Origin of the sequence: Bradyrhizobium sp. GCM10028915, from assembly GCF_042666195.1 — a bacterium.
Lineage (GTDB): Bacteria > Pseudomonadota > Alphaproteobacteria > Rhizobiales > Xanthobacteraceae > Bradyrhizobium > Bradyrhizobium canariense_D.
Genome location: NZ_JBHTFN010000003.1, coordinates 23,695 through 44,343, shown reverse-complemented (window position 1 = coordinate 44,343; position 20,649 = coordinate 23,695). Strand labels below are relative to the sequence as shown.

Genomic DNA, 20,649 nt, shown 5'->3' with positions numbered 1-20,649 from the left:
AGATTTTAGCGCCATTGTGATGGTTTGGCCGGAAACCGCCATTCCGGCGGACACTGGCTCCGCGATTGAGCGGTTCAGATCCAGTGTGGAAGGGTGCCAGTCGCGGCGGCAACGACGGCGGCGAGAGCGCCCAGCAACGCACAGAATCCGCAGAGCGCGATCCCCCGCCAGCCACTCATCTCGACCGGCTCGGTGTCCTCAGCTGGGCTGACCTCGGAGCGGTATCGCATGTCATGGCGCCCGTTCAGTGTTCCATCGCCAGGTGCAAGCGATCGATGCCGACTATAATAATGGTTCTGTAGAACTACGGCTCACATTCACGTCAAACCGCCGCCCGGGGCCTACCGGTGCGACAAGAGCGATCGCCTGCAGCAACGTCAGCCTGTCCATCCCACGCGGTGTAATCTTCGACGCACGTTCTTGCGCAGCTGGGTAGACCCGCGTGCTTGTTCGATGTCTCACTTCAATGACGCTCCTTGTCTCCTCTCGATACTTCGCGTGCACAGGTGCTGTGCGGTTTCGTCGCAATGTTTCCAGGGAAATGAACCACTATAGTCAGAGCATCATGGCTTATGTCATCGACATTGATGCGCGCACCGCGCGTTTTGCTCTTCACGCCGGCCGCCTCCAAGCAGGCGGTTAGCCGGGCGGTGTTCGCGCCGTCCGGGCCCTTTTCCAGCTTTCGTGACCTCCAGTCGAGAGGTCGTCTTGAAGCAGAAGGAGTGCGCCGTGCTGCCTCTTCCAAAAATTGCACTGACCTCATCAGACTATCCGCGGCTCGAACAGCTCGCCCGGTTCGCCGTCCAAAAAGGAGATTTGGACGGGATATTCCTCATGGGCGAAATCAACCGCGCCGATATCGTCGCGGACGAAACGGACAACGTCCGTCCTTTCGTGACGATCGGATCATGGGTCACCCATTGCACGAATTGGGGCGCTCCGCGTCGCACCGTGCAACTGGTCTGGCCTGAGGAGTGCTGGTCGGATCCCGCCTGCATTTCGGTGTTGACCCCGCTGGGTACAGCTTTGATCGGACTGCGGGTCGGCGATCAGATGCCGTACTTCGTCGCCGGATGTCTGAATGTCGTCAGGGTCCAAAGCCTGACCCCATCGGATTCAAAGGTCGTCCCATTCTTCCGGAGAGGGCCGACGCGGTCAGGCAACCCGTTCGATGACGACCCCGGACCAACTGCAGCATAGGAGCGACCAATGCGCAATTTCGAAGCTGAGAGCCGGCGAGAACAGCCGGCGTTGCCGCCGATCAAGATTACTGAGGACGAATCACGGCGCCTCAGTTCCTTGGCCAATTCGAGCATGGATCTGTTTCCGCGAGTGGCCCATTTTCTGGCTCGAGAGATGGAACGTGCCACGGTGACGGACGAGAACAACTTGCGAGGCGTGATCAGGATGGGATCGAAAGTGACCTATCGCGATGACGAGACGGGTGCGAGCCGAGAGATCGTGCTGGTCTATCCGCATGAGGCAAACATCGAGCTCAGTCGGATCTCGGTCCTGACGCCTGTTGGAGCGGCCTTGATCGGCCTATCGCCGGGACAGCGGATCGACTTCGAGACGCCCCACAAGCGCACCAGGGGCCTGACCGTTCTCGCTGTGTCCGAATAAGGCGCGTACGTTAAGTCAGACCGAGCATCGCCGTCTTGCGATGTGGGCGCGTAGTCCCGAGGACGTCGCGCCCGGATCTGGCCCTTCGTATGAATTCGACAGCGCACACGCCTTGGTTTCGTAGCGCTGTGGATCACCGCGCCTCTCACTATTGCAGGACTGGTCGCCCAACGACTCTGCGCGGCTTCGATCCATTATAGTGAGTTTGCAACGCGGTGTGCCCCCCAGAGGACCGGGGCTCAGGGGTCGTAAAAGTCGTTCACGAGGACGTCTCAAGTCGCGGCCGTGCGGTTGATCTACACACTCGCTCTTTGGAAAAGGACAGGAACATTCCTGCGATTGCCAAGTTTTCCCGATGCCCTTCCCCAAGGGCGACCCCGAGTGGCCCCAGCTCCATGCCCCCCAATAGCCCCGCGAGCTGGGGCCCGTTTTTTTTCGAAATTTGGGCTGATAACGGGAACCAAGAACCACTTCTTTGGTTGGGCATCATTCGCAACCGCACCTCAAATAACGTGGTGCCGACACACGAAGGACCTCAGCTGGCCCAGCCCCGAGCTGAAGCCCTTCTTGTGTCGTGCGCGCATTTTTAAGCCGAATTCGGAACGAATATTCGACCCTTGAATCATTCCACGTCAGCTAAGTGTCGGATGTCCAACCGTGTCGCGCTTAAATCAGTTCGCCCGTGAGGCCGCAGCGGCATTGCTGCGCATGGCAAAAACAACAAAAAATCCCACGGTCGCTGCTGGCTTGGTCCAGCGTGCGGCAGACCTGAAAGACCGCACTGGCGAGCTTCCTGCCATTGATGTCGAGGCCATGGCCGACGAGCCGCCCAAGCCCTTGACGAAGAACTAAGGCTGCCTCGGTCGGAGAAGGCTTCGTCCACTCCCCTCAGGACTGAGCGGGCGGAGTTCCGGTATTCAGAAGTTGAGCTACGGCGGTCACGATTTGCGCAGGTGCAAATGGCTTGGTCAGCAAGATGCTGTTGGGCACGCCGTGGGCGGGCCATTGATCGGCCGCAGCCCCTGTCATGTAAATCACAGAGATGTCCGGATTTAGCTCCCTGGCGCGATGGCCGACTTGCCAGCCATCGAGCTTTCCGAACAAATTTATATCGGTAACGAGTGCGCGATACTTGGTTTGGTTGCCCTGCAGAAGACTAACTGCATCCTCCCCGCTGACGGCGACTTCGGCTTCAAAGCCGCCATCTGACAATGCGTCGGCCACCATGTCGCGGATAAGCTGTTCGTCTTCGACGACGAGGATAGTAACTCCCGTCCCTTGCATGCTGGCCCCCTGCGCACCCCGCTGTGCGATCGGGAAGGAACTCGCGATAAAGAGTTATGTTCCATTTTGAACACAGGGAGCAAGGGTCCCCCGCCCAACGGATGTCAGCTCGACTTCAGGAGTGCAGCTTCTTGCGCAACTCCCGATCAATTCGCGAAAGCCCGCGACATACTCTTGGAGGATGCGCCACCGGGCCTCGTCCCCCTCGCTGACCAGCCGCACGGCCGCAGGCGGCCTTGATCCAGATCGATCTTTTAACTCTCTCAGGGCTGCGGCGGTTCTTCAGGCGGGCTTGGTGGCGGCAGTCCGTATTCCAAGGCGCGCTTTGCCGCCAGCTTTCTGTAAGCCGCCGCCTGGTTCAACAGCTGAGTTTTGAAGGTCGAATCCTGCTCGCCCGCCGCCAATTTCTCCAGACCGACGGCACGCTCCAGGTATTCGTTCAACAGTTTCATCGCCGCCCCCGGCTTTTTTCGGACCCTTAAAAATCTCACGGCGCGAAAAAAGGTCAAGCGGGGAAGTCCGGCTACCGATCCACTCCCTCAGGGTGAGCGCAGTATGGGAATCCTGGTGCCCGTTGAGGCACCAGGCAGTCAGGGAAGGGATGACGGCTAAGGCCCAGAGAACGGACGGTGCTACGGTGGCCGCGAAGCTTTGTTTCTAACCACTAGACGGCGCGGATCCGACCAAGCTTCTCGTCACCTGCTGGTGCTCGTGAACGTGTCACCCATATATGTCGCTGTCGGCTTGGACCGCAGATGATTGATTTTGGCTCAACGGCGCTCGGCGTTGTCAGGCCGGGCCCGCCAATCACGTCCCACCGTTTGATGATCCTGATCCGATTGATCGGCTCGGCCGGCGCGATCGCCATCGGTGCCGCCTTGCGCCTTCCAATCACGTTCGATCTTAACGTCTTCGGCGTTCTTCCTGTCTTGGTCTCGGGCCTGTTCAGCTTGCTCGGGAGTTCGATCCGGCTGCACCGGAACGGTCGCCTGCGCCTGACGTGCAGGAGCCGTCTCGTCGGCGCGTGAGGGACCGAGCGTACAAGACAGTAATACTGCCGCGGTGATCACTAGGACACGCATTGTTTCCTCCTCGGTTCGTTGAAGGATAACGACAGACACAAGCTCGGGTTCGGAACGATCGGATCCGTTTCACTGCTGCACTGCGGCGCTAGCGCACGAATTCGGCCGAGCTCCGTTTCACCGAACATCTATGTGCGCAGCTCCTTCGCCGAGATCAGCTCTTCGTGCTCGCCGTCTTGTCGAGCGCCGCGCGGAGGCCTTCGGCAAGCTTGACGGCATCGTCGTTGGCCCAGAAGTGCATGAAGAAGAGCCGAGGCTGTTCGTCCAGCATGTGGCTGTGCAGCGCGGTCACCTCGATGCCGCGCGTCCGAAGCGCGAGGATAACCGGGTTCACTTCGTCGCTGGTCAGCACGAAGTCGCCCGTAATGGCCGCCCTACCCGCGCCCGTCGGCTGGAAGTTGATGGCGATTGCGACGCCCATGGCGGCGACGGGGGTCAACAGCATGCCGTCCTCCGTGATGGGGTCGCGCCGCTTCACGTTGAACTGGTAGACGCCGCCGTTCGCCTGCCCCTTGACGCCGATGATCTGGTCGAGCTTCGCCGTGTCGAGGTCGATGGCGGGCGGCGGATTCGCCGGCGCCGTGACCGTCAGCGGGGTCTTGCTTTCGGCCAGGGCATCATGGATCGCCGCGGCCAGCTTGACCGGGTCGCCATGTCCGGCGACGTGCATGTAGAACGTCGCCGGGCTCGCACGCAGCAGATGATTGTGCACGGCGGTGATCTCGAGCCCGCTCGCGATCATCTTCGCCAACACCGGATTGATCTCGGTCTCGAGCAGCACGAGGTCGCCCATGACCATGGCGCCGCTATGCGCAGGCTTGAACGCGATCCAGCCACCGAGCGCCAGCGCCGGCTTGATCGCGACGCCGTCCAATGTCACGGAGAGATCGGTGCGGGGAAAGCCGTAACGGCGGACGTCGTCCGAGACGGCGGGCTTGCGGCCCAGGGTCTCGTCCACCTTCTGCCAGTCGGCATCCTGGGCATATGCCGGGATGAAGGGGCCGAAGCGAAATGCAAGAAGGCAGACGCCAATGCCGACCACGGCCCAGATGATTCTTTTCATCGTGCTACTCCTCGGCTTAGTTTCGCTCTTTAACCCGACCACTGCTGTCGACGACCAGCGTCACCGCCTTGCCGTTCTTCACCGCCTTGGCGGTGACGCCTTCAGCCGTCGACTTGATATCGCTGACTTGCGCGTAGCCGGCCGCCTGGATCTTGGCGACCAACTCCTCCTGTGTCAGAGCGTGCGCGCTCGACAGCACGCCCGCGATCGCAAGCAACAGGACCGTGCGGAAGATTGCTCGTGTTCGCATGATCATTCTCCTGGTCTTGTCCTGCCCCAAGTGAAGTCCGTTTCGCGATCTTCCCCTACTCGGTGCCAACACGGCGCAACAGGCCGCGGGCATCAATGCGCACAGCGATGCGACCGGCGCGGACGCCGTGCCGAGAAATCGAGCCAGTCTGCCGGATGCAATCGAGGAAAGTATGATGACATGGTGCGCCCTTGGTGATCAGGACGCGATCCTTGGGCATGTCGCCTCACGGGGAGATCGCACATCCCCGAACCCCAAGTAAAAACCCGAGGGCGGCGGCTGTCAACGGGCGTAGGCTTCGGGCGGCCCACCGAAGTCGCCGACGAACGTCACAAAGAATTCACCGCTCCGCGGAACCGCGCCAGCCATGTCTTGAAACTCGCGGACGGCCCCGCTAGTGTCCTTTGCGTGGGGACAAAGCAGACTCCCCGTGAGGCCTCGGTCCAAGCTCTGCGCAGCACGCCATTCGTGGAGCTTGCGCATGGACATCGAACGACACCCTTCTCATCGACACACCGTCGCCATCCTCTCACGCGGAGACGCTGCCGCGCGGCGGGATGCGACGGCGCAAAACAGCCGCTTCGTACACGTCTTCGAAGCACTCGCCGCCGTCGGCATTGAAGCCCAGCCGGCGATCTATGATGAAAGCTTCGCCGAGGACGTTCGTGAACAATTGCTCGCGATTGACGGCGTGCTGGTCTGGGTCAACCCCATTCAAGACCGTCGAGATCGCGCTGGTCTCGACGCATTGCTGCGGGACGTCGCGGCTCAGGGCGTGTGGGTCAGCGCTCATCCCGATGTCATCCTCAAGATGGGCACCAAGGAGGTACTCTATCGTACCCGCTCGATGGGCTGGGGATGCGACACGGCGTTATATCAAAGCGCCGAGGCCATGCGCGCCGAGTTGCCGACACGGCTCGCCGCTGGTCCGCGCGTGATCAAGCGCAACCGGGGCAATGGCGGCCAAGGCGTCTGGAAGGTCGAGAGTCTGCCGACCTCCTCCATGATAAAGGTGCTGGACGCGACGAAAGACGCGCCCGAGGAACTGACGCTGGATGATTTTCTCCGTCGTTGCGCGGAGTATTTCGAGAACGGCAGCGTGATCGACCAACCATTCCAGCCTCGCTTAAGCGAAGGCGTGGTGCGTTGCTACATGGCGGGCGATCGCTGTGCCGGCTTCGGCTATCACAAGGTCAAAGCCCTGGTCGACTCGCCGGCCGCCCGTTCCGAGGCCGGACCGCGCCTCTACACCTCGAACGCAGAGCCGCGTTTCCAGCGGCTGCGTCGGTTGATGGAAGACGAGTGGACGCCCCAGCTGACGTCGTTGCTGGATATTGCGCGACTTGACCTGCCTGCGATTTGGGACGCCGACTTCATGCTTGGTCCGGTCCTTCCCGACGGGACCGACAGCTATGTCCTCGGCGAGATCAATGTCAGCTCGGTGCATCCTTATCCGGACGAGGCGCCGGCGGAGATCGCGAGGCGAGTTGCCGATCGGCTCCGGCGCAAGCTTTGACACATGCTGACGGTCCGCGCGCTCAAGCGCTTGCACCTCTCCGTTTCATTCGACTTGCAGGACGGCGAATGCGTCGCCCTGCAAGGGCCTTCTGGCGCCGGGAAGACCCAGCTCCTTCGCTCGATCGCGGACCTCGATCCCAACGAAGGAATGGTCGAACTGGACGGAACGCTCAGGGAGGCCATGCCCGCTCCGGCTTGGCGCAAGCGGGTGACCTACCTCGCTGCCGAGCCGGGCTGGTGGTCAGACATCGTGCAAGATCACTTCAGCTGCTGGGATGATGCCTTACCGCTGGTCATGAGACTGGGGTTGCCGTGCAGTTGCGGTCCCTGGCCGGTCCAAAGACTGTCGACCGGCGAGCGACAACGGCTGGGGCTAGTGCGGGCGCTGATGCTGCGGTCGCGGGTTCTTCTCCTGGACGAGCCGACATCGGCCCTCGATTCGGCATCGACGGCGGCAGTGGAATCTTTGATCGCGGAACGCATTTCGAACGGAACGAGTGTCGTCTGGAGCACTCACGACAACGCCCAGGCCTGCCGCGTCGGGTCGAGGGTCATTGTGATGAATGCCGACGGCGGGATCGAGGACAATCGGCCGTGAATTACATTCACTTGGCATACGGCGATTTGGTTCTGCCCGCGCTCCTTGTCGTCATGGACGGCGCTCTCTCGCTCGCTCTCCGCCTCAAGCTTGAAAAGCAGCTGGCCATCGCCACCGTGCGGATGGTGCTTCAGCTGGTGCTCGTTGGATACGTATTGACGTTCCTGTTTGCCGCGGTCTCGCCGCTCTGGACCGCCCTCGCCGCCGTCATCATGGTTCTCTTCGCGTCACGGGAAATCGTCGCTCGGCAAAAGCGACGCCTGCCGGGTATCTGGAGCTATGGCTTAGGAGCGGGATGCATGCTGCTGGCGGCCGGTACCGTCACGATGTTCGCGCTCCTGACGGAGCTACGTCCGGATCCGTGGTATCATCCGCGCTATGCGCTGCCATTGTTGGGCATGATCCTGGGCAACACCATGACGGGAATAAGCCTGGGCCTGGACGTGCTGACGAATACACTGGTGCGCGAACGAGCCGCCGTCGAAGCTTGCCTTGCTCTTGGCGGTACCCGGTATCAGGCGTTGCTGCCGGTCCTGCGGGACGCATTGAGAAGCGGCTTCACGCCAATCATGAACAGCATGGCTGCGATCGGCCTTGTCTCTTTGCCGGGGATGATGACCGGTCAAATCCTTGCAGGCGTCGAACCGATCGACGCCGTCAAGTATCAACTCTTGATCATGTTCTTGATCGCCGGCGGGACGGGATTGGGGACGCTCGCCGCCGTGACGGGAGGCGCTCGCCTTCTGACCGATCATCGGCATCGATTGCGCCTCGATCGATTTTCCACCGCCGAGTAGAATTGCGCGACCTCATATCGACTTCGCCCCACCAGGCTGCACCTTCCGCGCCCACAGCAGCGCCAGCGGCCCCAGTGCAATCCCGACCGCGAGGACGCTGAACGCCAAGAGCCAGCCGGTCGCGCTCTGCGGGCCGCCGGCTGCATCGAGGGCGGCGCCGGTGCCCCAGGCGCCGACCGCCGACAGGCCGAAGCCGACCGTCGAATGCAGAGCCAGGGTCGCGCCGCGATGTTCGGACACAGCCGCGGCCGACATGCCGGCGGTCAATGCGCCCGAATCCGCCGGCACGGTCAGGCCATAGACGAGCAGCAGCAGTGCCAGCACCCATGCCGGCGCTGTCGCGTTGAGGCCGATGACCAGCGCGACGCAAGCCGACGCGATCATCACGACCGTGATCGCGCGATGGCGCCCGAATTTCAGCGCGGCCTCGTTGCCGAGGATGCTGGCCGGCATCGAGATCACCGCAAAGCAGAAGCTCAGCACGACGGGGCTCAACCACGACGGGGCGCCTTGATGGGCGACGACGAAGGTCCAAAACCCGACCAGCCAGGTGCGGATGCCGTAGAGCTCGAAGCAATGGGCGCCGTAGCCGAAGATGTATCCGAGCGCCTCGCGATTGGCGAAGACGGGCGCGAAGTTGAGCAGACGCCCCGCCTTCGGCGCGGGCCGCTGCTCCTGCATCAGAAGGCACGCGACGACCATCGCGATCGGACCGAAGCCGGTGACAAGAAAGGCGGTCCGCCATCCCCAACGGTCGGCGATCAGCTGCGCGACCAGGAACGAGAGACCGACGCCGACCGAGAAGCTCGACGTGTATAGCGTGACGGCGCGTGAACTATCGCCGGCGGGAAGCCGATCCGTCAGCGCCTTCAGGCCCGGCATGTAGGCGCCGGCAAATCCAAGCCCTGCCAGGGACCAGATCGCGGTCGCGGACCAAAACCCTTGCGCGAAGATTCCGAACGCTGCGGTCGCCAGCCCGCTGACGATCGAACCCCAGAGCAGGACGAGCCGTGCGTCGATCCGGTCGGTCAATGTCGTCAGCACGGGCACGGCGAGCATGTAGCCGAACGCGTAACCGCTCGCCATCAAGCCGCCTTCGGCCGCCGAGAGGCCCCACGTCGGCATCAGATGCTGCGCCAGATTGGCGGATAGCGTCACGTGCGGCAGCAGATTGCCGACCTGGCCGATGCACATCACCGCGATCAGAGACCGGCCGCTCAAGTTACGAATGCTGTCCTCCCGCCCCCACGCCGAAACGGCGCACGAACCACAATGGATAACTCTCCGGCATCAGCTGCAAGAACCGACTTCATAAACAACCGCACCCCGAAGCGCCGGCCTTCTTTGCTGCTTCGTCGGCGGCGCAACAGGCCGTTGATTCCTGCTTCGCCGGCCCACCGCAACATCCTGATACGGCGCCGGCGGCTTCGACGCCGCCGCGCGTGCAGACGCCGGTCTCCGGTAGCACGAGCTCCACCCTTGCGGCGGCTTTCTTGTCGCCGGCGAGATCGGCCGCAATCGAGCGCACCTGCTCATATCCTGTCATCATGAGAAAGGTTGGCGCGCGACCATACGACTTCATGCCCGCCATGTAGAAGCCCGGCTCTTCGTGCGCGAGCTCGCGGGCGCCGTGCGGGCGCACGGTGCCGCAGCTGTGCTCGTTAGGATCGATCAGCGGCGCCAGGGCGACCGGCGCCTCGATAGCGGGATCGAGCCGCAGGCGCAATTCGGACAGGAACGAAAAATCGGGACGAAAGCCCGTCGAGACGATCAGCTCGTCCACGATCACGCTCCGTCCGCTGCAACCCGAGCCGGCCGCGATCTCGAGGCGGCCCTCGGTCTCAGCCAGATGCGTGACGCCGAATTCGGTTTCCACCCTGATCTTGCCGAAGGCAACGAGCGCAGCGAACGCACTGCCGAGCTCTCCGCGTGCAGCGAGCTTGTCATTCCGGCCGCCACCAAACGCCTTGGCGGGATCGGCGGCGCGCAACAGCCAGATAGCTTGCGTCCCCGGCGCCTCGCCCGCGAGATGCACGAGATCGATCAGTGTGCCCACCGCGGAGTGGCCAGCGCCGAGCACCGCAACGGTCCTCCCGGCATATCTGGCGCGACCGGCCCCCCGGACATCGGGCATGCCGTAGGCGATGTGGCCAGCGCATTCACGCTCGCCGATCGCGGGCAGACCATTACCTCCGGCAGGATTGGGCGAGAACCATGTACCTGATGTGTCGATCACCGCATCGGCGCGCAGCACTTCGGGGCCCTTGCCGTTCTGGTAGCGGATTTCGAAAGGGGCCAGCTCACGCCCCTTCGTCTTCGCCTTGTCGAAGCCGACGCGGCTGATAGCGGAGACACGGCTGGATGTCCGGATCACCTCGCGCAATGGCGTTCGCGTCGCAAGCGGCGTCAGATATCGATCGATCAGCTCGCCGCCGGTCGGATAGGCGCTCGGGTCCGGCGAATTCCATCCCGTCGGCGCGAGCAGGCGCGCGGCGGCCTTGTCGACATTGTACTCCCACGGCGAGAAGAGCTGGACCTGCTGCCACTGGCGCACCGCGTGCCCCGCTTCGGATCCTGCCTCCAGAACGATGGGTGACATGCCACGCTCCAGGACGTGCGCAGCTGCTGCGAGTCCGACAGGCCCTGCCCCGATGATGGCGACCGTCTTAGCGTTCATTCGGCTTCTCCCATACTTCTAGAATCATCGAACAATATCAGCCAAAAAAATCACGCCGCCGTTTGCGTCGTCTTGCATCCGACTTCGTCTGCGCAGCACTCCGCCGCCAGGAAATCGACCAGACCCCGCATCGCGTCGAAGTTTGCGTGGCAAATCAGAGTCGTCGATTCCCGGACCTGGCTGACGAGCCCGACCGAGACCAGGGTCTTGATGTGATGCGACAGGGTCGACGCCGGTACCTTCAGCTTGTCCTGCAAGCGACCGACGGGCATGCCGGAGTGCCCGGCCCGGACCAGGGCCCGGTAGATCTGGAGTCGCGTCCGGTTACCCAAAGCTTCGAGGCGTGCTGCTGCGTCGTCGATCTTCATGGCCGCCACGATGCGCCTGCCGATGTCAACTGTCAAACCATATTTCTAGAATATTCGAAATAACTATTCGGTCGCCCACCATGGAATTCCGGATTGACGCGTTCCAATTAGTTCCATAAGTCTGGATATATGGAAACAGAAGAAGCCGTCCTGGCGCTCGCCGCGCTGTCCCAGCCGACCCGACTGGAGGCGTTCCGAACGCTTGTCCGGCACGAGCCCGATGGCCTTGCGGCGGGCGATCTCGCCCGCCTGCTGGAAGTCCCATCGAACACGCTATCTGCCCATCTGTCGATCCTGACGCGCGCGCGCCTCGTCACCTCCGAGCGGCACAGCCGTTCGATCGTCTACCGCGCCAACCTCACCGAATTCCGCGACGTTGCGGTCTTCCTGCTGCGGGATTGCTGCGGCGGGCGGCCGGAAGTTTGCGAGCCGGTCGTCGAAACCCTGCAAGCCTGCTGCAAGCCGAGACGAAGGGAGCGGAGCCGTGCCTGATCAATTCGATCTTCCGCGCCGCCTCGCGGCCGAGGCGCTCGGCACGGGCATTCTCGTCGCCACCGTGGTCGGCTCCGGCATCATGGCGGAGACGCTGACCAAGGATGTCGCGCTTGCGCTTCTCTGCAACACGTTGCCGACCGGCGCCATTCTGGTCGTCCTGATCACCGTGCTCGGACCGATCTCCGGCGCGCACTTCAATCCGGCCGTCACGCTGGTCTTCACCGGCAAGCGCGAGCTACCGGTGAACGACGCCGCGCTTTACGTCGTCGCGCAGGTTGCCGGCGGCATCGCGGGAACGATGGCGGCGCATCTGATGTTCGGACTGCCGTTGATCGACCTCTCGGCGAAGATGCGAACCGGGGGACCGCAATGGTTCGCCGAAGCCGTCGCCGCCTTCGGCCTCATCGCGACGATCCTGGCCGGCATCCGGTTTCAGCGGACGGCGGTCCCCTGGCTGGTCGGCCTGTACATCACGGCGGCCTATTGGTTCACGGCCTCGACCTCATTCGCCAATCCGGCCGTGGCCATCGCAAGGTCGCTGACGAACACGTTCTCGGGCATACGTCCCGCCGACCTGCCCGGATTCATTCTCGCGGAGCTCTGCGGAGCCTTAGCCGCCATGCTGTTGATGAATTGGCTGCTCGGACAGCCCCAGGCGCGAGGCCCCATCCCAATCGCGGAGACAACCCGATGAGCGTCACGATCTATCACAACCCCGCCTGCGGCACCTCGCGCAACACGCTGGCGATGATCCGGCAGAGCGGCGTCGAGCCCGACGTGATCGAGTATCTGAAGACGCCGCCGTCGCGCGAAAAGCTCGTCGAGCTCGTCAAGGCCCTCGGCATCTCCGTTCGCGCGCTGCTGCGGGAAAAAGGCACGCCCTTCAAGGAGCTCGGCCTCCACGACCCCAAATGGTCGGACGACGAGCTGATCGACCAGATGCTCGCGCACCCCATCCTGATCAACCGTCCAATCGTGGTGACGCCCAAGGGCACACGCTTGTGCCGGCCCTCGGAAGCCGTCATCGATCTCCTGGACAATCCCGTCGGCCGGTTCGTGAAGGAGGATGGCGAGGTGGTCGAGGCGCGATGATTGCCGACATGGCCTCACTCGCGTTTGCCTCGACTTAAAATTTCAGGGTCGTGCGCAATCCGAAAACCGAGGCATTGCGCAATGCCCGTCCCGGCAGCGGACTAGCCGGAGCCGTCGCGCCGCCACCGGGATGGACGATGTATTGAAAGTTCGGCTGAACGGTCCAGCCATCCTTGATCTGGTATTGATAGACGGCCGTGAGCAGCCCCTCGAAGCTTCGCACCGGCCAGCGCGGATCGACGAACCTGGTATAATCGGCGTCGAGCGTCTGGGCCCGTTTTGAGACATGCGCATATCCGGCGGCAATGCCGAACTTGTCGTCGGGGCGTGCATTGCTGAGCCCGATGAGCTCGACGCCGCCATCTGCATAGACATCGACCAGATTGCGGTCAGCCGGCGCGCCGGACACGCGTGCGAAAATGCCGATGCCGCGATCGTCGCTGGTCGGCATCCGATAAATCTGCTGCTCGAAGACCGCCCAGGCTCCAATATCGCCCGACAAGAGCCGCGGTTCCCCGCTGCTCGTTGGCGCGGCCAGCGAGACGCCGTTGGATGCGAAGCGCTGATCCCCGAACGATCCGAAATGACGCCAGCCACCGACCTTGAACTGGCCGGTCAAGTTCGGGTCACCCTTCCTGTTATTCCAGGCATATTGAACCTGGCCGAGCAGAAGCGGCGGATCGTTGACCCGGAAATTGACGCCATACCGGTTACGCTCCTGCGGATCGCCGGAACCGGGCCCGGCCTGGTCGCCGTCGAAAATCGCGCCAAGGACGGACAACTGGTCCGTCACGTTCCACAGGAGGCGCGCGCCCACGGCCGCCAAGGGCGGCGACGGCCCGCCGCTTGGCAAAGCAAGCGACGTGATCGCCGGCCAACCCATCGAGGCGTTGGTGAACACATCCGTGTACTTGGTATTGAAGAACTCGCTGTCGGCCGCCAGCTGCCCGAGCTTGAGCGATAGTTTCTTGTCGCCCCACTGCTTCTCGAAATAGGCCTCGTAGAGTCGCGTCGAGGGCAACGCTTCGATCCCGCTGACGACGAAGAAATTCTGCAGATTCGAGCGCGAGAGGCCTTCGCCGTGGATCTGAAACATGTTGGCGTGAAAGGTCAGCTTGTCGATGCCGACGAGTTTTTCGAAATCCAGATCGACGGCGAGATTGAGCCTGCCTTCGTAGACCGCACCTTTCTTCAGACCGCCGGTCGGATTTCCGAGCACCTCGCCGATATAGGTGGCCGCAAACTTCACCCCGTACTTTTGCCAGGGGTTCGGCAGCAGCCCGAGCGTTTTCTCCTCGATGGTGCTCTCGCCTGTATCGGGATCGGCAGGCTTGTCGTCGTCGGTTTTCTTGTCTTCCTGAGCCGCGGACTGGGCAGCCGCGACCAGGCAAGCCGCAACGATCAACGCCCGCATCGAATACCTGATTGCTCTGGCGGCCACGCTCACCTCCCGAGCGATCAATGACGCACGCCGCTGCCCGACATTCAAGCGGGCCGTCGAACAATGTGCGCCGGCGCGGAAATCCGATTCGCGCGCTGTTAACTACCGCATGCGCGAGGCGGTACTATGTTCACTTTTGCACTTCGACCATCAGATCTTCGGGATCTTCGCCCGCTCCACCACGCCGATCCATTTGCTGATCTCGGTCTCGATCAGCGTCTTCATCTCCTCCGGCGAGCTGCCGCGAACCTCGCCGCCGACGGCGGTCTCCAGGCGCTGCTTGAGGTCGGGATCCCTGAGTGCATCCAGCGTCGCCGCATTGAGTGCGGCGATGATGCCGGGCGGCGTTCCCTTCGGGGCCAGCAGGCCGGCCCAGGTGCGCACGTCATATCCCTTGATCCCGGCTTCCTGAACGGTCGGCACGTCGGGCAACAATGCGGTGCGCCTCGGCGAGGTCACCGCCAGGCCGCGGATCGCACCGGCCTGGATCTGCGGGGCGAGCAGGACCGGCGTGCCGACGATCACCGGAACCTCTCCGCCGAGCAGCGCGGTGACGGATTGGGAATCGCCGCGATAGGGCACGTGCACGATCTCGACGCCGGCGGCTGCGTTCAACAGCTCTCCTGCAAGATGGTGCGTGCTGCCGAAACCGACCGATCCAAAGCTGAGCGCACCGGGCTTCTGCTTTGCCATGGCGACGAGCTCGCCCAGCGATTTTGCCGGATAGTCGCTACGCACGGCAATGACGAGCGCGTAATAGACCAGCGTCGAGATCATCTCGAAGCTCTCGGCCGGCTGGTAGGCGAGGCTCTTGTAGGTCGCCGCGGAAATGGCGTGAGCGCCGGTGACGAGCCCGATCGTGTAGCCGTCGGGCGCCGCCTTCGCGATGGCATCCGCGGCGATGTTGCCGCCGGCGCCCGGCTTGGCCTCGACAATGATCGGCTGCCCGAGCTTTTTCGAGAGCCCGTCGGCGATGATGCGCGACAGCGTGTCGGCCGCGCCGCCGGCGGCAAATCCATGCAACAGCCGGATCGGGCGCGACGGATAATTCTCCGCCGACGCCGAAGTGGTTGCGAAAAAACCGCCAAACAGAAAAATCGCCGCAGCAAGCCGCTTCATCCGTTGCATGGATGCGTCCTCCCTTTTGGTTGTTCTATCGTTGGCCGCGACGAGGCGGCGTTTCTTCAACTCGCGTTTGATCCGCTAGCGGGCGAACTCCGTGCATTCAGGCGATGGCGGCATGCCCCAGACGTCGCGCGGCAGGCCGACCCAGACTTTTGGCCGCTGCGGTCGATCGCGATGCCAGGGACGCGGCTCGAAATAGCCGAGCGCCTCGTCGGTCATGCGGTCGAGATCGAAGAACAGCTCGACCACATGCCCGTCGGGATTGCGGTGGTAGATCGCGGTGTTGTGCCCGGGGCCATGACGCACCGGCCCCCAGAGAACCGGCAGCTTGTGCCGCGCGAGATGATCGCAGGCCTCGTGCATGTGGGCGGCACCACGCAGCTCGAACGCGACATGATGCAGGCCACGGACGGGCGCGCGGGCGAAGTTCAGCGTGTGATGTTCGAAGCCGCTGCGCATGAACACGAAGCGATCCTCGATCCAGTCGGAGACGCGCAGGCCCATCATGTTCGCGTAGAACTCCGAGGCCGCGCGCGGATCGGGCGTAGCAAGCGCGACATGGCCGATCTTGCTGACGGCAAGCGCTCCGATCCGCTCCTGCGCGGGCGTCGGCGTCCAGCCCTGGATCAACTCGAAGCGCGTTCCTTCGGGATCGCTGAACGACAGCAGCCTGGAAACGCCAGGCAGGGGATCGCTCTGAAGTTCGGGCCGCAGATCGGCCTGCTTCAGCGCCGCGCCGAGCGTCTCGATCTGGACATCGGGAGCTATCTCGAAGGCGATGCTCGTCAGCGCCGCGTGGCCGGGTTCGATCACCAGCGAAAGCTGCTCGGCATCGTTGGCGAGGAAGATGCGGTTGCCGTCGCGGCCGACGAGGCCAAGACCGATCGCGGCGCGGTAATAGTCGAGCAACCGCTCGGGATCTGGCGAGGCAAAGCTCGCGTGCCGGAGCCGGGTGAAGCGTGCAATGGGTGCTTGTGTCGTCATTGTGCGATCCACCCCCTCATGGCGTCATGATGATCTTGCCGAGCGCGGAGCCCTGCTCGAGCAGCGTGTGGGCCTGCCTGACCTCGTCGAGCTTCAGGACCGCCGAGATCGCCGGCTTGATCGCATTGCGGCTCAGCGCGTCAATCACATTGCGCATGAGCGCGCGACGCCCGTCGCGATCGTGGTCGTAGATATGAAAGGAGAAGCAGCGTATCGCCGGGCAGATGTCGAGATGGTCGCGCATCGCCGCCATCAGGTTTTCTTCCGGCAACCCGGCGAAGGCGTTGTACGACAGCAGCGTCCCCCATTTGCCGAGCGCGCCGAGATAGCCGGTGAACTCAGGCCCACAGACGTGATCGAGCACGAGGCCGACGCCCTCGCCCTTGGTCAGCTCGCGGGCCCGCGCCACCACGTCTTCGCGGCGGTAGAAGATGATCTCATCGGCGCCGTTGCCCCGCGCGAATGCGGCCTTCTCCTCGGTGGAGACCGTGCCGATGACATTCATCTGTGCGAGCTTGGCAAGCTGTACCAGCGCGGTGCCGACACCACCCGCCGCCCCGATCACCAGCACGCTCGCCGGTGCGCGCGGATGGCGGCACTCGTGCAGCAGCGCGTAAGCGACCTGGTAGTTCGACAGGCACACGGCCGCCTGCAGATCGACATTGTCGGGCAGCACATGAATGGCGTCCGCAGGCGCGACCACATAGTCGGCGTAGCAGCCGCCGCGCTGCGACAGGTCGCGTGCGCTCAGCAGCACCTTCTGGCCGATCGCAAGCCCCTCGACGCCGGACCCGAGCGCGGCGATGCGGCCGGCGACGTCGTTGCCCGGATTGGCCGGCAGTGGCGGCATCCATTTGTAGACGCCACGCCGGATCAGCACATCGGGCTGCCCAACGCCGAACGCTTCGGCGCGAATCTGCACCTGGCCTGGTCCGGGCACAGGCACCGGAAGCTCAACCAACTCGAGTGCATCCGGCCCACCCGGCTGACGCACCAGCACCGCTCTCATGATGTCACACGCCTCCCCAGCTATATTTTCGAAAATCATACCGTTTACGAAAATTATTGCAAGATGGTCGTTGGCGCGGCATGTTGAGCCATCGATTCAAATGACAGAAATCATGTCCGAAAGCGCCATTCGCTCCCGCAAGGAATTCGGCAAGACCGTTGCCGCCGACATCACCCATCGGCTGCGCGAGGAGATCATTGCCTGCGGCCTGGCGCCGGGCGAGCCGCTGCGATTCGACGTCCTGCGCGAACGATTCGGCGTAAGTTTCACGACGCTGCGCGAGGCGCTGACGGCGCTTACCGCCGAAGGCCTGGTCGACGCGCAGGAGCAGCGCGGATTTCGGGTGGCGCCGGTCAGCCGCCAGGACCTGGTGGAAGTCACCGATGCCCGGGTGCTGATCGAGGTGGAATTGATCCGCCGCGCGATCGAGCGGGGCGACGACGACTGGGAAATCGCCGTCATCTCGACCCTGCACAGATTGAAGCGAATCGAGCAGCGCGATCCGGAACATCCCCTGCGCGATCCCGAATGGAAGATCGCCCACCGCCAATTCCACCAGGCGCTGGTGTCCGCCTGCGGCTCCGCGACACTCCTCGCCATTCGCGCCGATCTGTTCGATCGCGCCGAGCGCTATCGGCACCTTTCGGCCAATTTCCGCCCCCGCCCGCGCGACAAGGCCGGCGAGCACCAGGCGATCATGCAAGCCGCCATCTCGCGCAATCCGGATCTCGCGGTGCAGCTGATCGAGGCGCATATCCGCACGACCGCCGACAACGTGGCGACCTACGCCGCGCATCTGCTCGATACCGAATAGGCGGCAACGGCTTTTTATCGCCGCGGGCTTGCGCCTCGCCTGATTTTCGAAAATAATAGGCAAGATCGAAAATGCCAACCTTTGAGGCGTACCATGAAGCTGCTGTCGTTCTTGGACGGGAATCGGGAGAGCTGGGGCGCCGTTGCCGAGAATGGCGTGGTGGATCTCGGTCGCGCCCTGCCCCAGTATCCTGTTCTCGCGGACTTCCTCGGCAGCGACGACTATGCGCGGCGCGAGGCCATCGTCGCCGGGCACAAGCCCACGATGGCGCTCAGTGACGTCAAATATCTGCCGGTGATCCCGCGTCCGGAGAAGATCGTCTGCGCCGTGCGCAATTATCTCGACCACCACAATGAAGCCGTGGCGTTCGGGATGAAGCGCGAGATCACGGAATTTCCGCCGATCTTCCTCCGGGTCTGGCGCTCCCAGGTCGCGCACAACGCGCCGGTGATCCGGCCGAAAGTCTCGGACAATTTCGACTGGGAGGGCGAGCTTGCCGTGGTCATCGGCAAGAGCGGCCGTCACATCAGCCAGGCCGACGCCTGGGATCACGTGGCGGGCTATTCGATCTACAACGACGTCAGCGTGCGCGACTGGCAGCGTCACGCCCAGCAGATCGCCTCCGGCAAGAACTTCGTCGGCACCGGCCCGTTCGGACCATGGCTCGTGACGCCGGACGAGATCGGCGATCCCACCAAATTGAAGCTCGAGACGCGCGTCAACGGCGCGGTGGTGCAGTCGTCCGACACCTCGATGCTGATCTTCTCGATTCCGCGGCTGATCGAGTACAGCTCGACCATCTTCGACCTCGTCCCCGGCGACGTTATCGCCACCGGCACGCCGGCCGGCGTCGGCTTCACTCGCAAGCCGCCTGTTTTCCTCACGCCCGGCGATGTGGTCGAGGTCGAGATCGAGAACATCGGCGTGCTGCGCAATCCCGTCGCCGACGAAGCATAGCGCCTGCGCATGTCGTCTCAAGACGTGTCCCATGACATCCGCAAGACCGCGCTTAGCGTCGAGACCACCTGGCACGAGCGCGGCCCCCGGCTGGAGAAGCCTCTGCTGGTCGGGACGGCCATTGCGGTGATCCGCAATCCTTTCGCGGGCCGCTTCGAACCCGACCTGATGCCGTTTCAGGCATCCTTGCGCGAACTCGGGCGCGAGCTCGCAACACGGCTGATCGCGCAGCTCGGCGGCGCCGCGCAGATCGAAGCCTATGGCAAGGGCATCATCGTCGGCGAGGACGGCGAGCTCGAGCACGGCGCGGTCTGGCACGAGGCCGGCGGTCAGGGCATGCGCGAGGTGCTCGGTCAGCCCAAGGCGATCGTTCCGGCGGCGAAGACCATCGGCGGTCCGGGCACGCGGCTCATGGTTCCGCTCGGGCACATCCACGCCGCCTATGTCCGCAGCCATTTCGGCACCGCGGAGATGACGCTGTGGGATTCACCACGGCGCGACGAGATCGCCTTCGGGCTCGTGATGGCGACCGGCGGCCGGCCTCACGCGCGCATCGGAGGCCTCGCGGCATCCGCGATCTCCGCGCACGACGGACAGCGCTGACGGGCGCGATCAATGCGCGTTGCAGCGGCAACGCTCGTAATCGACGGGATCATGGCTGTTGACGATCGTGACGCGTTCGCCGTGGTTCAGCTTCAGCGCGCGCAGTCGCACCTGGTTGGCGATCCGCATGCCGCGGTCCATGTCGGCGCGACGCTGGAAATAGCCCAGCACCAGCGGCATGCGGGGCGATGCGTCGAGCTGGCCGTGATGGAAATAGCTGTCGCCGGCGTGCAGCAGCCATTTGTCGCCTGATCGCACCGCGATACCGCAATGGCCGAGCGTATGGCCGGCGAGCGGGATCATCAGGATGTCCGCCTCTGCGTCGCCGAGGGCGCGCACGCCCTTGAAACCGAACCAGTCCTCGCCGGCTTCGCCATAGAATGTCCAGCTCGGTCCATGGCTCCACTGCCCGGTGACATAGCGCCCTTCCGGCGGCGCCGGCTTGCGCTGCACCGCCATGTCGTATTCGGCGCGATGGACATGGATCGCGGCATGCGGGAAGTCCGGCACGCCGCCAGCGTGATCGCGGTCGAGATGGGTCAGCAGCACATGGCGCACGTCCTTGGGGGAATAGCCGAGTGCCTTCACCTGTTGCACCGCCGTCTCCGCCGGATCGAGCCTTGGCGCGGTCTGCCGCAGCCATCGTCGTCCCAGCCGATCGGGCGTTGCGATATCGCCAAGTCCAATGCCGGTATCGACCAGGGCGAGCCCGTCATTGGTCTCCACCAGCAGGCAATGGCAGACCATGCGGGCGCGCTGGAACAGGCTGCCGGTGCCGTTCACGAGGCGCCGCCCCATCGGGCACATCGTGCCGGTGTTGAGATGGTGAATTTTCATCGCGCGTTCCCTGCCTGTTGTGAGCAGAGCGT

25 protein-coding genes are annotated in these 20,649 nt (G+C 63.6%); 12 read left to right on the top strand and 13 right to left on the bottom strand.

Features of this window, described 5'->3' with window-relative positions:
* The first annotated feature begins 708 nt into the window (after positions 1–708).
* The 3 genes from ACFQX9_RS01975 (at position 709) to ACFQX9_RS01965 (ending at position 2,475) form a co-directional block, all read left to right on the top strand.
* A complete protein-coding gene (locus ACFQX9_RS01975) occupies positions 709–1,200 on the top strand; it encodes a GreA/GreB family elongation factor (RefSeq protein ID WP_377786335.1) in 492 nt (163 codons plus the stop codon).
* Between the two features lie 9 nt (positions 1,201–1,209).
* Entirely contained in the window at positions 1,210–1,623 is a 414-nt protein-coding gene (gene rnk / locus ACFQX9_RS01970) for a nucleoside diphosphate kinase regulator (protein ID WP_143273371.1), read from the top strand.
* 657 nt (positions 1,624–2,280) lie between these two features.
* On the top strand, positions 2,281–2,475 hold the full coding sequence (locus ACFQX9_RS01965) for a hypothetical protein (protein ID WP_377786332.1): 195 nt from the start codon (positions 2,281–2,283) through the stop codon (positions 2,473–2,475).
* Positions 2,476–2,511: 36 nt separating this feature from the next.
* Here ACFQX9_RS01965 and ACFQX9_RS01960 read toward each other — a convergent pair whose 3' ends face one another.
* The 5 genes from ACFQX9_RS01960 to ACFQX9_RS01940 form a co-directional block, all read right to left on the bottom strand.
* Positions 2,512–2,907: a response regulator gene (locus ACFQX9_RS01960; protein ID WP_085352290.1), complete on the bottom strand. Its 396-nt coding sequence runs from the start codon at positions 2,905–2,907 to the stop codon at positions 2,512–2,514.
* 263 nt (positions 2,908–3,170) lie between these two features.
* Positions 3,171–3,359, bottom strand: coding sequence for a hypothetical protein (locus ACFQX9_RS01955; RefSeq protein WP_377786330.1), 189 nt, complete (start codon positions 3,357–3,359; stop codon positions 3,171–3,173).
* A 318-nt stretch (positions 3,360–3,677) separates the two neighbouring features.
* Positions 3,678–3,989, bottom strand: coding sequence for a hypothetical protein (locus tag ACFQX9_RS01950; RefSeq protein WP_377786328.1), 312 nt, complete (start codon positions 3,987–3,989; stop codon positions 3,678–3,680).
* Positions 3,990–4,143: 154 nt separating this feature from the next.
* Positions 4,144–5,052, bottom strand: a complete 909-nt coding sequence (locus ACFQX9_RS01945; RefSeq protein ID WP_377786326.1) for a DUF1259 domain-containing protein — start codon at positions 5,050–5,052, stop codon at positions 4,144–4,146.
* A 16-nt stretch (positions 5,053–5,068) separates the two neighbouring features.
* The gene (locus ACFQX9_RS01940) at positions 5,069–5,302 is read right to left on the bottom strand and encodes a hypothetical protein (protein ID WP_026233600.1); all 234 of its coding nucleotides are present in this window, start codon (positions 5,300–5,302) and stop codon (positions 5,069–5,071) included.
* A gap of 481 nt (positions 5,303–5,783) precedes the next feature.
* Between ACFQX9_RS01940 and ACFQX9_RS01935 the strand changes: the two genes are divergently transcribed.
* The 3 genes from ACFQX9_RS01935 to ACFQX9_RS01925 are packed head-to-tail and all read left to right on the top strand — an operon-like array spanning position 5,784 to position 8,215.
* Positions 5,784–6,818: a Cj0069 family protein gene (locus ACFQX9_RS01935; protein ID WP_204510700.1), complete on the top strand. Its 1,035-nt coding sequence runs from the start codon at positions 5,784–5,786 to the stop codon at positions 6,816–6,818.
* Positions 6,819–6,821: 3 nt separating this feature from the next.
* On the top strand, positions 6,822–7,418 hold the full coding sequence (locus ACFQX9_RS01930) for an ATP-binding cassette domain-containing protein (protein ID WP_018458508.1): 597 nt from the start codon (positions 6,822–6,824) through the stop codon (positions 7,416–7,418).
* A complete protein-coding gene (locus ACFQX9_RS01925) occupies positions 7,415–8,215 on the top strand; it encodes an ABC transporter permease (protein WP_018458507.1) in 801 nt (266 codons plus the stop codon). Before ACFQX9_RS01930 ends, ACFQX9_RS01925 begins: the two co-directional genes overlap by 4 nt.
* Before the next feature lie 12 nt (positions 8,216–8,227).
* Here ACFQX9_RS01925 and ACFQX9_RS01920 read toward each other — a convergent pair whose 3' ends face one another.
* The 3 genes from ACFQX9_RS01920 to ACFQX9_RS01910 all read right to left on the bottom strand — a co-directional run bounded on the left by ACFQX9_RS01920 (position 8,228) and on the right by ACFQX9_RS01910 (position 11,260).
* Positions 8,228–9,409 carry an MFS transporter gene (locus ACFQX9_RS01920; RefSeq protein ID WP_018458506.1) on the bottom strand — a complete coding sequence of 394 codons (1,182 nt, stop codon included), beginning with the start codon at positions 9,407–9,409 and terminating at the stop codon, positions 8,228–8,230.
* Between the two features lie 115 nt (positions 9,410–9,524).
* Positions 9,525–10,892 carry an NAD(P)-binding domain-containing protein gene (locus tag ACFQX9_RS01915; protein ID WP_377786323.1) on the bottom strand — a complete coding sequence of 456 codons (1,368 nt, stop codon included), beginning with the start codon at positions 10,890–10,892 and terminating at the stop codon, positions 9,525–9,527.
* 50 nt (positions 10,893–10,942) lie between these two features.
* Positions 10,943–11,260: a helix-turn-helix transcriptional regulator gene (locus tag ACFQX9_RS01910; RefSeq protein WP_018458504.1), complete on the bottom strand. Its 318-nt coding sequence runs from the start codon at positions 11,258–11,260 to the stop codon at positions 10,943–10,945.
* A gap of 129 nt (positions 11,261–11,389) precedes the next feature.
* Between ACFQX9_RS01910 and ACFQX9_RS01905 the strand changes: the two genes are divergently transcribed.
* Genes ACFQX9_RS01905 through arsC form a run of 3 tightly spaced genes read left to right on the top strand, consistent with a single transcriptional unit; the run spans position 11,390 to position 12,847 of the window.
* Complete coding sequence (locus ACFQX9_RS01905; protein WP_018458503.1) at positions 11,390–11,752, top strand: helix-turn-helix transcriptional regulator; 363 nt, start codon at positions 11,390–11,392, stop codon at positions 11,750–11,752.
* On the top strand, positions 11,745–12,449 hold the full coding sequence (locus ACFQX9_RS01900; RefSeq protein WP_085395543.1) for an MIP/aquaporin family protein: 705 nt from the start codon (positions 11,745–11,747) through the stop codon (positions 12,447–12,449). Before ACFQX9_RS01905 ends, ACFQX9_RS01900 begins: the two co-directional genes overlap by 8 nt.
* On the top strand, positions 12,446–12,847 hold the full coding sequence (gene arsC, locus ACFQX9_RS01895) for an arsenate reductase (glutaredoxin) (protein ID WP_204510695.1): 402 nt from the start codon (positions 12,446–12,448) through the stop codon (positions 12,845–12,847). The genes ACFQX9_RS01900 and arsC overlap by 4 nt, the downstream gene beginning before the upstream one ends.
* A 34-nt stretch (positions 12,848–12,881) precedes the next feature.
* Here arsC and ACFQX9_RS01890 read toward each other — a convergent pair whose 3' ends face one another.
* The 4 genes from ACFQX9_RS01890 to ACFQX9_RS01875 all read right to left on the bottom strand — a co-directional run bounded on the left by ACFQX9_RS01890 (position 12,882) and on the right by ACFQX9_RS01875 (position 17,406).
* On the bottom strand, positions 12,882–14,261 hold the full coding sequence (locus ACFQX9_RS01890; RefSeq protein WP_377786565.1) for a carbohydrate porin: 1,380 nt from the start codon (positions 14,259–14,261) through the stop codon (positions 12,882–12,884).
* A 177-nt stretch (positions 14,262–14,438) separates the two neighbouring features.
* On the bottom strand, positions 14,439–15,416 hold the full coding sequence (locus ACFQX9_RS01885) for a tripartite tricarboxylate transporter substrate binding protein (protein ID WP_377786320.1): 978 nt from the start codon (positions 15,414–15,416) through the stop codon (positions 14,439–14,441).
* Positions 15,417–15,491: 75 nt separating this feature from the next.
* Positions 15,492–16,397 (bottom strand): VOC family protein, encoded by a 906-nt coding sequence (locus ACFQX9_RS01880; RefSeq protein ID WP_018458498.1) that lies wholly within the window; start codon positions 16,395–16,397, stop codon positions 15,492–15,494.
* 16 nt (positions 16,398–16,413) lie between these two features.
* Complete coding sequence (locus tag ACFQX9_RS01875; protein ID WP_247300175.1) at positions 16,414–17,406, bottom strand: zinc-dependent alcohol dehydrogenase family protein; 993 nt, start codon at positions 17,404–17,406, stop codon at positions 16,414–16,416.
* A gap of 112 nt (positions 17,407–17,518) precedes the next feature.
* Between ACFQX9_RS01875 and ACFQX9_RS01870 the strand changes: the two genes are divergently transcribed.
* From ACFQX9_RS01870 to ACFQX9_RS01860, 3 genes are all read left to right on the top strand, one after another.
* Positions 17,519–18,220, top strand: a complete 702-nt coding sequence (locus ACFQX9_RS01870; RefSeq protein WP_018458496.1) for a GntR family transcriptional regulator — start codon at positions 17,519–17,521, stop codon at positions 18,218–18,220.
* Positions 18,221–18,313: 93 nt separating this feature from the next.
* On the top strand, positions 18,314–19,177 hold the full coding sequence (locus ACFQX9_RS01865; RefSeq protein ID WP_377786317.1) for a fumarylacetoacetate hydrolase family protein: 864 nt from the start codon (positions 18,314–18,316) through the stop codon (positions 19,175–19,177).
* Positions 19,178–19,186: 9 nt separating this feature from the next.
* A complete protein-coding gene (locus ACFQX9_RS01860; RefSeq protein WP_018458494.1) occupies positions 19,187–19,780 on the top strand; it encodes an amino acid synthesis family protein in 594 nt (197 codons plus the stop codon).
* Positions 19,781–19,789: 9 nt separating this feature from the next.
* Here ACFQX9_RS01860 and ACFQX9_RS01855 read toward each other — a convergent pair whose 3' ends face one another.
* Entirely contained in the window at positions 19,790–20,617 is an 828-nt protein-coding gene (locus ACFQX9_RS01855) for an MBL fold metallo-hydrolase (protein ID WP_026233595.1), read from the bottom strand.
* Positions 20,618–20,649 lie beyond the last annotated feature (32 nt).